This is a genomic window from Jeotgalibacillus salarius, assembly GCF_004405125.1.
Classification (GTDB): Bacteria; Bacillota; Bacilli; order Bacillales; family Jeotgalibacillaceae; genus Jeotgalibacillus; species Jeotgalibacillus salarius.
Window position 1 is genome coordinate 63,831 of record NZ_SORX01000010.1, and the last position, 14,125, is coordinate 77,955.

At 41.1% G+C, this 14,125-nt stretch carries 19 protein-coding genes; 11 read left to right on the plus strand and 8 right to left on the minus strand.

Annotated features, from left to right (window positions below; all coding sequences use genetic code 11):
* Positions 1-7: 7 nt before the first annotated feature.
* The 3 genes from E2626_RS14480 to E2626_RS14485 form a co-directional block, all read right to left on the minus strand.
* Entirely contained in the window at positions 8-733 is a 726-nt protein-coding gene (locus E2626_RS14480; RefSeq protein ID WP_134382501.1) for a hypothetical protein, read from the minus strand.
* Between the two features lie 309 nt (positions 734-1,042).
* Positions 1,043-1,186: a hypothetical protein gene (locus E2626_RS17270; RefSeq protein WP_166786840.1), complete on the minus strand. Its 144-nt coding sequence runs from the start codon at positions 1,184-1,186 to the stop codon at positions 1,043-1,045.
* A gap of 138 nt (positions 1,187-1,324) precedes the next feature.
* A complete protein-coding gene (locus E2626_RS14485) occupies positions 1,325-1,609 on the minus strand; it encodes a hypothetical protein (protein WP_134382502.1) in 285 nt (94 codons plus the stop codon).
* Between the two features lie 177 nt (positions 1,610-1,786).
* On the opposite strand from E2626_RS14485, the gene E2626_RS14490 reads away from it, so the two are divergent.
* From E2626_RS14490 to E2626_RS14510, 5 genes are all read left to right on the plus strand, one after another.
* Positions 1,787-2,338 (plus strand): helicase, encoded by a 552-nt coding sequence (locus E2626_RS14490; protein ID WP_134382503.1) that lies wholly within the window; start codon positions 1,787-1,789, stop codon positions 2,336-2,338.
* A 19-nt stretch (positions 2,339-2,357) separates the two neighbouring features.
* Positions 2,358-2,771 (plus strand): GNAT family N-acetyltransferase, encoded by a 414-nt coding sequence (locus tag E2626_RS14495; RefSeq protein WP_134382504.1) that lies wholly within the window; start codon positions 2,358-2,360, stop codon positions 2,769-2,771.
* A 153-nt stretch (positions 2,772-2,924) separates the two neighbouring features.
* Positions 2,925-3,839, plus strand: a complete 915-nt coding sequence (locus E2626_RS14500) for a DoxX-like family protein (protein ID WP_134382505.1) — start codon at positions 2,925-2,927, stop codon at positions 3,837-3,839.
* Positions 3,836-4,447, plus strand: a complete 612-nt coding sequence (locus E2626_RS14505) for a DUF4166 domain-containing protein (protein WP_134382506.1) — start codon at positions 3,836-3,838, stop codon at positions 4,445-4,447. The genes E2626_RS14500 and E2626_RS14505 overlap by 4 nt, the downstream gene beginning before the upstream one ends.
* Positions 4,416-5,966: a YndJ family protein gene (locus tag E2626_RS14510; protein ID WP_134382507.1), complete on the plus strand. Its 1,551-nt coding sequence runs from the start codon at positions 4,416-4,418 to the stop codon at positions 5,964-5,966. The genes E2626_RS14505 and E2626_RS14510 overlap by 32 nt, the downstream gene beginning before the upstream one ends.
* A 181-nt stretch (positions 5,967-6,147) precedes the next feature.
* Here E2626_RS14510 and E2626_RS14515 read toward each other — a convergent pair whose 3' ends face one another.
* From E2626_RS14515 to E2626_RS17275, 4 genes are all read right to left on the minus strand, one after another.
* Positions 6,148-6,369, minus strand: a complete 222-nt coding sequence (locus tag E2626_RS14515) for a DUF2871 family protein (protein ID WP_134382508.1) — start codon at positions 6,367-6,369, stop codon at positions 6,148-6,150.
* Between the two features lie 104 nt (positions 6,370-6,473).
* Positions 6,474-6,896 (minus strand): NUDIX hydrolase, encoded by a 423-nt coding sequence (locus E2626_RS14520; RefSeq protein WP_134382509.1) that lies wholly within the window; start codon positions 6,894-6,896, stop codon positions 6,474-6,476.
* Positions 6,883-7,464, minus strand: a complete 582-nt coding sequence (locus E2626_RS14525) for an AAA family ATPase (protein WP_134382510.1) — start codon at positions 7,462-7,464, stop codon at positions 6,883-6,885. Before E2626_RS14525 ends, E2626_RS14520 begins: the two co-directional genes overlap by 14 nt.
* Positions 7,465-7,513: 49 nt before the next feature.
* The gene (locus tag E2626_RS17275; protein ID WP_166786841.1) at positions 7,514-7,675 is read right to left on the minus strand and encodes a hypothetical protein; all 162 of its coding nucleotides are present in this window, start codon (positions 7,673-7,675) and stop codon (positions 7,514-7,516) included.
* An 813-nt stretch (positions 7,676-8,488) separates the two neighbouring features.
* Between E2626_RS17275 and E2626_RS14530 the strand changes: the two genes are divergently transcribed.
* The gene (locus E2626_RS14530) at positions 8,489-8,914 is read left to right on the plus strand and encodes a hypothetical protein (RefSeq protein ID WP_134382511.1); all 426 of its coding nucleotides are present in this window, start codon (positions 8,489-8,491) and stop codon (positions 8,912-8,914) included.
* A gap of 223 nt (positions 8,915-9,137) precedes the next feature.
* Here the strand turns inward: E2626_RS14530 and E2626_RS14535 are convergent, their stop codons facing one another.
* Complete coding sequence (locus tag E2626_RS14535) at positions 9,138-9,980, minus strand: STAS domain-containing protein (RefSeq protein ID WP_134382512.1); 843 nt, start codon at positions 9,978-9,980, stop codon at positions 9,138-9,140.
* Positions 9,981-10,248: 268 nt separating this feature from the next.
* On the opposite strand from E2626_RS14535, the gene E2626_RS14540 reads away from it, so the two are divergent.
* The 5 genes from E2626_RS14540 to E2626_RS14560 all read left to right on the plus strand — a co-directional run bounded on the left by E2626_RS14540 (position 10,249) and on the right by E2626_RS14560 (position 14,108).
* Positions 10,249-10,842 (plus strand): PepSY domain-containing protein, encoded by a 594-nt coding sequence (locus E2626_RS14540; RefSeq protein WP_134382513.1) that lies wholly within the window; start codon positions 10,249-10,251, stop codon positions 10,840-10,842.
* A gap of 316 nt (positions 10,843-11,158) precedes the next feature.
* On the plus strand, positions 11,159-12,028 hold the full coding sequence (locus E2626_RS14545; protein WP_134382514.1) for an AraC family transcriptional regulator: 870 nt from the start codon (positions 11,159-11,161) through the stop codon (positions 12,026-12,028).
* A gap of 132 nt (positions 12,029-12,160) precedes the next feature.
* A complete protein-coding gene (locus E2626_RS14550) occupies positions 12,161-13,015 on the plus strand; it encodes a DUF2268 domain-containing putative Zn-dependent protease (protein WP_134382515.1) in 855 nt (284 codons plus the stop codon).
* 18 nt (positions 13,016-13,033) lie between these two features.
* Positions 13,034-13,651, plus strand: a complete 618-nt coding sequence (locus E2626_RS14555; RefSeq protein ID WP_134382516.1) for a zinc dependent phospholipase C family protein — start codon at positions 13,034-13,036, stop codon at positions 13,649-13,651.
* A gap of 22 nt (positions 13,652-13,673) precedes the next feature.
* The gene (locus E2626_RS14560) at positions 13,674-14,108 is read left to right on the plus strand and encodes an NUDIX hydrolase (protein WP_134382517.1); all 435 of its coding nucleotides are present in this window, start codon (positions 13,674-13,676) and stop codon (positions 14,106-14,108) included.
* Positions 14,109-14,125: the final 17 nt, after the last annotated feature.

Below are 14,125 nucleotides of genomic sequence, written 5' to 3' on the forward strand. Positions count from 1 at the left end.
CCCTCCTTTATTGTAAGTAATCAATTTTTTTGACCTGCTTCTGTGAATGGCGGAACCAGTACCATGTCACGAGGCATGCAACAATGATAGAAATCATAATGGAAAGTAGTGTATGTTCATTTGCCAGATAGATCGTCCACTTGAAGAAACCGGTGTCCAGCCACACCTGAAAGATCAGGTATAAGCCAACGAAAAATCCGATAATGCTCGCAAATGACCAAAAAAAAGTGAAACGCTTGATCTCATCACCCGGATCACTGGCAGGGAAAAGTCCGCCGATAGAAATGCTGATACAGATCCAGATCACAATCAGCGCAATCAGTTGAAGCGGATCAACAGCATCCTGAAGCTCCGGTGAAAAAATATAGGTGCCAGTCAGTGCAAGTATCATCCCTATAACAATAGACATATAAGGTAAGATAAAGCGGCTAGTAATCAGAACCTTCCGTTTAATAGGCAGCTGATTCAGCATCGCAAAATAGGGTGAACCGTATAGGTCATCGTCCATCTTTTGATACTGAAAGGTTTTCGGTTTGATTGAAAAGGAGATTGTCACAAGGTAAATAATTAAAAACACATCAAAAATAAAGATATTTTCTTCGAGGTAAGGAGGCATTGACAGGTAAAAGAAAAATGTGTAAATACCAGCCATAATCAGTAAAGTCAGGTAGTGTTTTTTAGAAACATCCATCTCAATCCTTGCCAGCCACAATGCTTTGCGAAACGTATCCATCTTTCAATCACTTCCTTTTATTAGTGTGTAAGTGTGTATGTCTATATACACACTATAATATGTCTTGAGAATATATTCAACTATTTTTGAAGAAAAAGAAAAGGAGCATAACCTGTGCGTCATTTGATATTCAAATGACGCACAGGTTATGCTCCTGCCAATCTTATTACGTTATAAGGGGAGTGGAAATCCACGGTATATTGAATTCCGCATAGTTTTACGTTAAAATGATTATAATAAAAAGAGAAGAGCGACGAACTCTTCTCCCTTGCAGCCTCTACCGTCAGGGTGGTGGTTGTCGATCAAACTTTATTTGTGAGAACCACCCTTTTGCTTCCGACGGCGCAGGGTGGTTTTCTTTTCGTCCAGAAAAGCCTTATGAAAGAGGTACGCACTCACTGCGCGCGTAATTCCTTTCAATACTTCTCTTGCAAACTCAAGAAAAATGTCCATGATTATCACCCCCTTTCCCAAAAAGGAAAAGGCAAAGATGACAACCATCCACCCGTACAATATTGGCTACCAACATATTCTATCACAAAAAAATTAGTGTATATGTAAGGCTCCGGTACTAAACATGACGCCCGGGCTTCACGGCTGCTGAAACCCGTAAACTGCCACAAATGAAAGTGCGAGATTAACTGCGATCAATAACGTGCTGCCTGCCAGCAGGAGCATTCTGTATATATTTTTATTTCCCATGATCGAAAACAATAAGGCGAGTCCACCGTATAGATTATATAGGATTAAAAAAGCAGCGCCTTTTGCCTCAAACGTCAGCGCTTCAATCAGTATTCCTCCATTGGCTAATGAGACAGTGTTTCCGAATCCCAGTAAAATAAAGATCAATGCCAAAACTGAAAAGAATCTTCTCACGTTTATCCTCCTCTTCATGCATTTCTTAGACTATATCATAATTTTTTACATTGGTATTACGTTACTTTGTCTTCTATCTTTTACTAAAAAATAGCTAAAACTCTTCTCTCGGATCTTATAAATTCATGGTATTATATGGATATAAGCGGTTTCATTTTATTTAGGGGGAGGATACAAATGTCTGAACATCAGACTCATACAAATCCTGAAGGTCAGTTTGTAAAGCGGACGGTAGAGGTTGGCGGTATAACAAAGCGTGAGCTGATTAATAAGCTCCATGCTTCCTCGATCCGACTAAATAAATACGGTGAAAAACTGCTCCTGGATGACAAATTTTTGGTTTCTAAAAACAAATATCACTTAAAGACTGTTGAGTTAACGGTGCATTCACTTGGCTTTCAACAGGGTGCCAACACATCAGACCTGTTTAGAAAAGCAAAGGAGCTAGGATTGAGCCTATGTCCGGTTGAATTGGGTCCTTTTTTGCGGCTGGTTTATACAGATCAGCATGAACATGAATCGAATGTGAAGAATCAGGCGCCAGCAGGTGCAGTCACAATTGCGTCAGAGCCCCTGTATCAACATGATGATTTTCCCAAAGGCTTTTACTTAAGGCGAATAGACGAAGAACTATGGCTGAGAGGGTATACAGCTGATGATTTACATGTCTGGAATCCTGAGGACGTATTTATTTTCTGTTTCAAAGGGGAAACGGAGACAGGTCAATAACAATATAGGAGGGGAAAGTTTGGAGTGGTCAAAAAAACAGTATATTGTAAGCGATAAAATTGAGTTATTGGATATAGAGCGCATTTATCAGATGCTGTTAAATACTTACTGGGCTTCAAACAGAACGAAGAAAGTAATCGAAAAAAGTATTGAACATTCGATTTCTTTTGGCATGTATGAAGAAGGAAAACAAATCGGCTTTGCAAGAGTGGTCACAGATCGCGCCGTTTTTTCATGGATTATGGATGTGGTGATTGATGCTGACTATAGAGGAAAGGGCCTGGGTCAGTGGCTGATGGACTGTGTGCTCGAGCATCCTGATATTAAATATACAGCGATTGCTCTGGCAACGTCTGACGCGCAGGATTTTTACAGGAAATTTAAGTTCAGAAAGAATGAATGTATGACGAGGGCTGTGATTGAGCGGGATTAAAGATATGACAGAGAAAAAGGCTATAAATTCTGTTCATTCAGTGAGCAGCATTTATAGCCTTTTTTTGTACAAATATTTCCTTTTAGTAATGTTACAATGAATATATAATGCTGCACATTAAGATTTAAATACTGATAAAGAGATGTGAGATTAATGCCACGAAAGCCAGTCTATGTAGAAATTGATATCCAGGATCAGCTTGAAACAGTCTGGACTTACACCCAGCAGCCGGATCTGCATGAGCAGTGGGATGTCCGATTTTCTTCGATTACATATAACGAAAAGCCACCTGGCGAACCGGTGCAAACCTTTACGTATTCGACAAAAGTAATGCCGGGCATTGAAGTGTCCGGCTGGGGTGAAAGTAAAGGGACACATGAGAAAGAGAGCGGTGAGAAAACATCTGCTTTGCATTTTGGAACAGACAAGCTGATTTCGCCGATTGCTGAAGGAAAGGGGTACTGGCAGTATATACCCGGTGAAGGACGTACCACTTTCCTTACGCAGTATGATTATGACGTCCGCTTTGGTGGAGCGGGAAAGCTTTTTGACAGGCTGTTCCGCCCGCTGATTGGATGGGGAACCGCGCTAAGCTTTGATGTGTTAAAGCGGTGGATTGAATCAGGTGAGCGACCGGGAACCCAATACAGGCGTTTTTTTGCTTTTTATACGATATGTTTTTTATTCGCTTTTGTCTGGCTCTATCAGGGACTTGTCCCGAAAGTGCTGACGCAGCACCCGCTAGAAGTCAGTATGCTGACACAGCTTTCGCCTTTATCTGAAGGGCAGGCCTCCACTGCAGTAATCTGGGTGGGGATCGCAGAAATGATTTTTGCCGTGTGCTGGCTTATTCCGAAGTTGCAAAAATATTTGCTTAGGCTGCAGGTCATCATCTTTCCTCTGCTCACATTAAGCGCGGTGGTTGCAGCGCCATTTACAGCAACAGCCCCATTTAACGTGATCACGCTGAATGTAACGCTGTGGGTGCTGTCGATCATCGGATTACTCCTTACAAAAGAACTGCCGAGTGCGAAAAGCTGCAGAAGAAAGAGGGTGAAAGCGGCGTGACGATTTATACGACACTGCTTGGAGAAAAGTTTCAGCAGCTGCACCCAAAGCTTCAGCACCGCTACGCATTGCCTTTAGGTCAGCGTTTTTTTGCAACGGGTGTGATGAGTCAGATTATAAATGGCGGCAGATGGCTGTATCCTTTTTATTGTCTGGCTTCCAAGGCGAACTTTCTGTTTCCGGAGAGCGGGCAAGAGATCCCATTTTCTATTGCTAACCGCTGCGCGATAAATCCGGATGGTGAGGCGGAAGTCGCGTGGGAGAGAACCTTTTATTTTCAGAATGCTGAGCGGAAATTTAACGCTAAAATGACAGTTGATCTGGAAAGGAAGTTAGTGAAGGATTTTCTGGGGGACATACCGTTTTTCTATTCAGACCTGCATTTTGATGTAACAAAAGAAGGATTTCTGTTCATTACATCCGGCGTCCAGAAAGTGATGTTTGGGAAAATGGGGATCACGCTGCCTGATATTTTCAGAGGGCGTGTGACTGTCCTTGAGGGCTATGATGATCAAAGGGATGTCTATACGATTCATGTATCAATTTATAACGCTATATTAGGGAGGGTGATGATGTATGCAGGAGAATTTGAAGAAAGCGTTCATTAACCCTCTGATTTTGACTGGCCTGCTGCTTTTTTGCTTCAGCCTTGTCATGGATAAACAGGCTGACTACTACTATTATCTGACGGCTGCGCAGCTGATCTTTGTGCCGTCACTATTACATATGATTGTAAAGCTTCGTCCGTTTGAAAAAGGGATCATTGCTGTTGGAATGATGGCTGTCACACTGATCAGTCTGGATCTGCCTTATCTTGCAGCTGTGATCTGTGCAATCGTCTATTTTCTAGTGACTTGCTGGGTTGCCTGGAAAGGGTTTGAGCGCTTTTTAAACCGAGGCTTCAACAATACAGCTGAGTGGCTCATTGATCTTGGCATGATCTATCTCGCTATTGGCGGTGGATGGTTTCTTGCTTCTGTCAGCGGGATTAACACAGGATTCAGCGAGATGTTGACCTGGCTGACGGCGATTCACTTCCATTATTCTGCCTTCATGCTGAGTGTATCAGTTGGTCTGATCGGACGGATTCAGGTGACAAAGCTGTATCAGATCTGTGCACTTGTGATTGCCACCGGACCGGTTACGGTGGCCGTTGGGATCACATTTTCCCGTACAGTTGAAATCATATCAGTCTCGCTATATGTACTGGCGATCTATGCACTGACCTATTATATGTTCCGTTTAAAGTTTCATGGGCTTCAGCGGCTGATCGTCCGGATTCCTTTTCTCACGCTTTGTATCACGATTCTGTGGTCACTGGTATATGCATACGGTAATCTATCAGGGCAGGTGATCGTGAATATTCCGGATATGCTCGATGTCCATGGATTTCTGAACTGTCTGCTGTTTGGGACGTTGACTGTTGTTGGATGGGCGTTAAAAATGCCTGAATCAACGCAGCGACCTTACAAATTCCCTGTCAGCCGGATTCGTGGGAAGCTGCAAAAAACCGGATCGCCTCACAAGGGACTGGTCGATCAAATGAACATTTACGTCAATCCGGCAGAAGTGTCTGCACAGGTGATTGATTTCTATGAACACACAGAGAGATTTCAACTGTTCGCCTCTGTAAAATGGTCAGCCTGGTTCCGTCCACTTGCATGGGTGTGGCAGTTGATCAGCCGTTCAATCGGTCAGCTTAATCTCCCTTATTCATCCTCACAGGTTGAAATGACCGGTGACATTCTGGTGGTGGATGAACAGCTTGATGGACGGGTAAAGCCGAGAGTGTGGAAGCGGATGATTGGTGAAGAAACGGTCTTTACAGCCATTTATTCGCATCATGAGACAAACGGGTCAGCATTTATGAATATTGCGCTGCCTTTGCCGTTTTCTTCGATGCACGGTATTCTGCAGCTGTCTGCTGAAAATGGACGGCTCTGTTTAACCAGTGATGGGCACGGGGATTCAGGGACGTATCTCGCAGTTGGAACGTACATCTTGAAACTGCCGCTGCATGAGTATTTTGTAATAGAAGAAAGAAACGGGGAACTTGTGGCAACGCATGATATGAACATATTCGGGATTCATTTTTTACATATAGATTATGTGATAAGGCATTCTTAGTATTCTTACATTCAGTATGAATGATTAAAAATTTCAAATGGTAACTAAAAAGTAAAGCAGCCTGAATACCTTTCTTCAGCGTCAGATAGATGGAAGAACATCTGACTATTTTTGTTTATAACAACCACCCTAATGCTTCTGACAGCGCAGGGGGGGCTGTGCTTTATAAATGACCGACCTTCTATGCTTTTTTACTTTTTTTCATATTTAAAATAAATTCATAACCAAATGTCAGGACTAATCCTATCGTAAATATTGAGAAGGACGACATCAGATCCTTGTTATTAATCAGGTGATACACATTGTTCAGGGCAAGTAACAATAGAAAAACATAAAAACCGAAAACTAGACTGCGTGTTGAATTTTGTACTTCATTTTCTGACATATCTCTGAAGAGTTTCAATAAGAATCACCACCTTGAGACTTGTTCTTAAATATGAGGAGGGGGGATCAATGTAAATTGTTGGTCCAATGAATCTGATGAAGCCTTTCGGAGGCTACTGAGAATTAATCTAAAACCTTTGTTAGATAGTCTCCATGCCCTCTAATTAACTCAACATCTTTTTCAGAAGAAATCCAGAAAAATTGAAAGGTAAGTCCTTTTTCTGCTCCACCGCCTGAAGGGTTATGTGACCATTCATCAGCCGTTTTCTTACATACAACTTTGTAAAAATATCTGTGATGCATAGCACCATCAACATTTTCCCAGAAGTCCTCTGCCAGCAATTCTTTTACTTCGAAATGCTGAATGCCGGTTTCCTCCTGGATTTCTCTAATCATTGCATCATAAGTATCTTCATTCTCATGGACTGTTCCTTTGGGTATTTGAATGCCAGCCTCAGGAATATCTTTATGACGAAACACCAATATCTGAACCTGTTCATCTTTCACTCTTGTGATGTATCCATATGCCTTCTTAAATGCTGTCATAAGGTTCTCCGTTTGCCATTCTGACAATCTTTTTAATCACATGATCCACCTCATCAGGATCCTTAATCACAAACAAATAATCCGCCTCGTCCTCCTCAGGGTCGGCAATATCTGGTCGATCTGATTCAGCCTGCTGTCTCTTAAGCACATCTTCGAAAGTGGTATGCCTCTCTCTAAATACGTTTGTACTTCGTGTACTATGCTGAACGCGCTCATAGAGAGTGTGATCTGATAGATCAAAGTGAACAAGAATTCGGATAAATTTATCTTTCTCATAGATTTCTTCAAGCAAATATTCTCTCCCACTTTTAGAACGATTAGAATTGCTCACGATAATATGGAAATCCGTATATTCTTTTGCGTAGTCTGCGACCAATTTCGATATGCCATGCTTTAACAGATTCGGCCCCTGTTTTGGCTTTAACTTTCGGTAGTATGTATTCAAAAAATCAGCGTGGTTATCCTGATCCATCACAAAAGAATTGTTCAGCTTTTGTTCTAACGCATTCGCAAACGTCGTTTTTCCGCTGTGCGTTTTGCCTACTGTTATGACTGCTAATCTTTTCATGTGACCTCCCAAGAGAATAAGTGAGTTCAAATCTATTGCGCCTGCGGTTTTAACCCAGGCTGGCAACCCCGCGCATGACCGCAATTAAAAACACAAATGTCAACAAAGCTTCAATCATCGTCTGGTTGTGCTTTAAACGTTTTAAAATAATGATGAGATTTAAATACAACAATACACCAAGTTTAGGGGTGGCAAAAATGAATAAAGCCATGACGTGGTGCAGCTCCTTTTATATTTGCAGGACCATCACAACAGCTTTACTCTTTATAATATATAATACATTTTATGGGAAATTTACCTTATAATGATCGTTTCAATATGGTAACCTTTAATCATATGAACCTTAAGGGGGGACATCATGCTGAAGCGAAATGGCTTATTTTTTATCCTGTCTGCTTTCTAAGTAGTGACAGGATGTCAGCGGAGAGTATCTTCAAAAGTGGAGATACGCCCTCGATTACCATTCTTAAGTTATAAGAGTTTACGAAAATCATATACATATTTTTAACGCATATGAGATTAAATTTATTTAAAATATAGCATTTTATGGTTCGATTTGGAAATAGAGCTCTGTTAAAGCTAAACTTCTTAAAGGAGTGTTACCTATGTCGTATCTTACATTTTTTATAGGTGTTTTCCTTAGTTTTTTGAGTTTATCAATATATCTTTTTCCTGGAGTAGAGCTTTTTTGGGAATTATTAATGTTGATAGAGGCTGTTTTTCCAATTATAGCGGTAGTAGGGATTATTCTTGGAGCAATTCAGTTTGTGAGACACACATTAATAAAAGTTAAATCAACAAATTGGTTATTGCTTTCATCAATAGGCATTTTTCTGTGTACTCTAAATGTTGGGGTTTATTATCTCATATGGAACTTCAGTTAGTAATGATGAAGAAAGGTCAATTTTTATTTAATAAACGAATAATGTGTTTGGTGAAAAAAGATCTGCCATATAAGTATAAAATTCATTTATCATAGTGAAAATCAATATTAAACTCTTACAAAACATAGGTGGGATAGGCAATGGTGAAAAAACTTACATTACTGCTGACGCTATTATTATTAAGTGCCTGCGCCAGTAATAACCTGGAAAATACGACTGAGGTAAAGGTTAGTTTTTGGAAGGGGGAGGAGCCGGGATCGAAGAAAGACATCATTCAGGAAGAAAAGGACGTAGATGTTTTCGTCAGTTCCACAGCAGATGCTGAAGAGCTAGAACCGGCAAGGGTTATTAAAACCGCCCCTCTTTTACAATATTCACTCGTTCAGGACGAAGAGGTTCTGGATTATCACTTATGGATTTCTGAAAATGATGAAGGCTATATTCAAAGTTTGAGACCCGAGGAGAGTCGTACATATCAGCTTGACACCAGTTCAATAGAGTCTTTAAAAAATCTTTTATTAGAAAATGATAATGAAGTGTTGTTGGACGAAATTAGCTTTGAATAGAGCACCATAACAAAAAGTTGGTATGTTTCAACGAGGTCGATCCGCTCATTATAATTTTAATATACCGGCTCCTTTTAATATAAACAGCATTCAGTTTTTCCTCTTACTTATTTGTGTTCCATACACGATTAGACTTTCAAATGAGCAGGAGCCGTTATGGTGATGCTGCTCAAAATAAAAATACCCGGGCAATCCGTAATGAGGGATTGCCCGGGTATTTTTATTATTGTCCGCTGAATTTTTCGGCCTGCATAGCTTGTGCGAGTGTACCAAAAATTTCAGTATCATTGAAGTTAACGCCCAGCTGAACAGCAGTCTGGGCAATTTGTGGGCTGATACCGGACAACGCTGTCTGGACGCCAATGATTCTTAAACCGCTGATTAGTTGAAAGATTTGTTGTGCGACCATTGTGTCAATGATCGGAACACCCGATAAATCAATAAATAACTTATTCAATTGCTTCTGAGCACTCTGTGTCAGTGTTTCTCCGAAGACGACTTGCGCTCTGTGGGTTGTGATTTCACCGACTAGCGGGAGAAAACCTATCTCTTTTGTTAATGAAATGACAGGAGCGCTCATTTCGATAATCATTTCCTGATGGGCACGTAACCTTCTTTCTGCAGCTTTTGAATGCTGAAGAGTGAATTCCAGAATGATCTGATTGATAGACTCAATCACTTTGTTGCTCCAGGCCATCATTTGTTGATAGGACACCTCTTCAGAAGACTGAAGCACAAAGTTTTCGATCAATTTCAGGTACTGTTTTTGAGTTCTGAAAAACTCTTGAATAATGTCCTCGAGAGGGGTTGATTGGTGAGCTTCATCTACAGCGATGCTTTCAATCCAGTCCTGAAAACTTTCTATGTAATGCTCATGATCCGGTTTGAAAATCTGACAAAAACGCATGTGAAAAGCGTTGTTCTGATCTTTAATCCTTTGAATCGCCTCAGGATTAGTAGATCCATACACGCCATCTCTGCTCTTATCGAGTGATTCATACCATTCTTCGGTTAATGTCTCTGCTTTATCGCATAAATATATATGCAGCTCATGATCTCTCGGCATTTTTTGATTCCTCTCCGCTACATTGTAAAATAATAACTTCTTTTTAAATTTATATTCCCTTTAAAAAAAGAATGAAACTAAGTAATGGAGATTAATGGATTACTAGAGGCCGTTCGCAATAATATGTGATACATGTATACGTTTATTTAAGGTTAAAACTTCATTTACACATTCTCATCAATTTCTAATCTTCCTCAAGCCTTCTTCTCATCTTGCCTGGCTAATATAAGGTTAAGAACAAAAAACAATTAACCAGGAGGCGTTAAAGATGAAAAAAGTAGTTGTAGGAACTGTAGCGAGTGCAGTGATTTTGGGTGGAGCAATTGGTGCAGGAGCGATGACTGATGGCTTTAAGACGATCAGTATGGTAAATCCGGAACCGGCTGAGCAGTCAGAATTGATCAGTTTAGATGAGGCGAAAGAAAAGGCACTGGCTGAATATGAAGGTGTTGTAGAAAGCATTGAGCTTGAGAAAAAGCGCAGCGGTTACGTGTATGATATTGATATTGATAACGGGGACATGGATTATGACCTTGATATGGATGCATCAAACGGCGAGATTTTGAGAGTGGAAGAAGAGCGTGACGATGATGACGATGACGACGGTGATGATAATAACGTATCATCTTCCGGCTCAAATGGAACTGCAGGCAGCACGAATGAAGACTATATTTCTCAGGAAGAAGCTGTAGAGATTGCGCTTGCTGAGGTAGAAGGTACACTTGACAGCGTAGAGCTTGATCATGATGACGGTAGAGCGGTTTATGAAGTGGAGATTGAAACTGGAAATGGCGACGATGATGATGCGGAGTTTGATATTGATGCTGTGACAGGTGAGATTTTAGAGATGGACTTAGACTAATAAAGCAGGGTAGAAAAGCCGGCCGGGAATGGCCGGCTTTTTGCTTTGGATGTAGCAATTGTTGCTGGAGTTGTAGCAATTGGCGTGCAGGATGTAGCGATCTACCCGGTAACTTGTAGCAATTCGCACGCGGCAGGTAGCAATCGCGCTAATCTGTTGACTGATACACTACTTTTGTTGCCACAACTGCTTTTTTATTTAACAATGATAAAAAGTACTTGTCCTTGTCGATTAGAACGACACACAATATCAGACACAGATTGTCGGATCACATCTCTCAAGTGCTGTTATTCTTTTTCACAAGGAGGTCATGAGAATGGATACACTAAAGCTTTTTAACGAAGCTGTCAGCTACATTGAAGAAAACCTGACAGATGAGATTGAGATCAAAGAGGTTGCCATGCGGGCGGGGAGTTCTGAATATCACTTCCGCAGAATGTTTTCATTTCTGGCAGGTGTTTCTTTGTCTGAATATATCCGCTTCAGAAGGCTGACGCTTGCTGTTTCTGACCTGAAGGATCATAGGGTGATTGATCTGGCAGTGAAGTATGGCTATCAGTCAGCGGATGCTTTTTCAAGAGCATTCCAGAGCTATCACGGTGTTACGCCTGCAGAGGCCAGGACGACTAATAAGCCTCTGAAGTCATTCTCTCCAATGACCTTCCAGCTGACAATCAGAGGAGGAGAAAATATGAATGTACGCATTGTAGAAAAAGATGCTTTTCGTATGATTGGTTTGAAAAAGAGAGTGACGATCATTTTTGAAGGAGTAAATCCGGAGATTGAAAAAATGTGGCACAGCCTGACTCCAGAAAGTATTCAGGAGCTGAAGCGCTTATCAAATATTGAACCGGCAGGAATGATCAGTGCCTCAGCAAACTTTTCAGAAGGCAGAATGGAAGAGAAGGGTGAGCTGGATCATTATATAGGCGTTGCATCCACTGAAGCATGCCCAGAGCATTTCGAATGTCTGGAGGTTCAGGCGTCTACCTGGGCAGTGTTCGAAGCGAAAGGTAAATTCCCTGATACGCTGCAAAATGTATGGGGCAGAATCTACTCAGAGTGGTTTCCGACTAACCCGTACGAACAGGCGGAAGGACCAGAAATTCTCTGGAATGAGCAGCCGGATACAACAGTGCCGGATTTCAGAAGTGAGATCTGGATTCCTGTGAAAAAGAAATCATGATTGTAACAGACCTGGCCTTTTGGTCAGGTCTGTTTTTTGGAAAAGTGTAGAAATTTGGCAGGAATTTGAGGTGGGGAGTAGAAGGTTAATTAAGATGGCACGTTGAACGGAGTCGTTGAAAGGGCTGAAAAAATGAAAATCATTGATACAGCAACACAATTTGTTCGGGACTATGAACCGACGATTGCTTATTTAAATACCTTTTATGAAAAGCATACAGATGAATACGCGTATTATTTTGAAAGACATTGTCTGAATCCTGAAGAGAAAAAGGAAAAAGCAATACACAAACACCCTAAGAAGTTAAAAGACATTCTGCCAATGCGTGATCTATTCCTTGAAGAAATTCCCCGGATCACACACGCTTATGAAGAAATGTTTCCGGTGACATTCACAAAAGACGTACACTTATTTGTGGGTCTTTACGGCAGTAATGCTTTTACATACAGGCAGTATAACCCGGAGATTGGTTTTTGCCTTGAAAAGCTTTCTTATAACCGGAAACATATCCAGCTGATCATTGCCCATGAATTTGGTCATGCCACGCACCATATTTACTACGATACGCATGGAACGGACTGGGAGAAGGTTGACTGGCTAAGTCCGCTGACCTGGCTTTTACAGGAGGGGATTGCGACATACCTTTCGATGCAGCTGGTTGAAGCTGATTTTGATGAGTATTTTGCTTATGAAGAGGATAAGGAATGGATTCAGTTTGTATTGGAAAATGAAAAGCAGATTGCGAAGCGGCTGTTAGATGATATACAAAGCGGTATGGATCCTGGCCGGCTGATGAAAGAATGGTTTTCGATTAATGGCGGCAGTTATTTCAACTATACACGCCTTGCTTATTACATAGGATATAAGATTGTAGAGCGACTGACAGAGCAATATAGCATGGAAGAAATTTTTACGCTTTGGGTGAAGGATGGATTTCAGGAAGAGATGATGGATCGGCTTTTAGAGTTGGCTAAGTCTGTTGATTGAATGGAAGGAGGTACACAAATGGGTTCAAGAATTATGCATTTAGTGATTGCAAACAGAATTGCAGAAGAGCTATCTATTGAGGACAAGGGATCCTTTTTGTTAGGAGCGATTGCACCGGATGCCGTTTCACCAAAAGATCTTTCCCATTTCTACAAAGGGTCTGAAGCGGATTATTCCAGAGCGATTGATCATCAGGGGTTTCTGGAAAAGTATAATAACGATAAAAGTATGCCTTTCATTCAGGGGTACTACACCCACCTGCTGGCGGATGATATCTGGTTAACGGGATTTTATTTGCCGTGGCTGAGAAACAGAATGAAAGCTGATCAGGATATTTTCACCCGGTATCACAATGATTTCAGGCTGCTGAATGGCAAGCTGTTGGATCATTATGGGTCTACTCAGAGTTTGAAGGAGATCTTAGAGAAACCAGGTAGCATGACAGATATTGAGGAAGTGACAGTAAAAGAAGTCGCAGCGTTTATTCCGTACGTGATTGGAGATATGGCGTACGAACAAAGCGATATTGATCAACCACTGTCGGTATTTACGCTAGAGCAAATCATTGGGTATGTGGAGACATCGGTTGAAAGAGGTGTAGCCTGTCTCAGTCGAATGAATGATTTAAAAGTATGATGTGTAAAGGAGAAGGTTAGTCATGTATCCGAGAGCAAATGCATTAGGGGTCGTTGTGAAAGGGAACTATATCCTGTTAGAAGAGCAGAAAGGAAAGCACTCAAAAGGAGATGGGTTTTTCTATCGTCCAATAGGTGGCACAATTGAATTCGGCGAGAAGTCAGATCAGACTCTTGTAAGAGAATTTCAAGAGGAAATAGACGTTGAAATCACAGTGAAAAGTTATATATCCTGTATAGAAAACATTTATAAAATAGATCAGCACACAGGACACGAGATTACACAATTGTATATGGTGGATCTGCAAAGTAAGGATTTATATCAAAAAGAAAAATTCACAGTTACTGATGGGGATAAAATCACCTGTGCAAAGTGGATTCCGTTAGAAGATGTTTACTCGGGCAAAAAGGTGCTTTACCCAAGTGGACTGTCAGATATACTAGCGCAGGAAATATAGAGGCGTTGCATGATAAA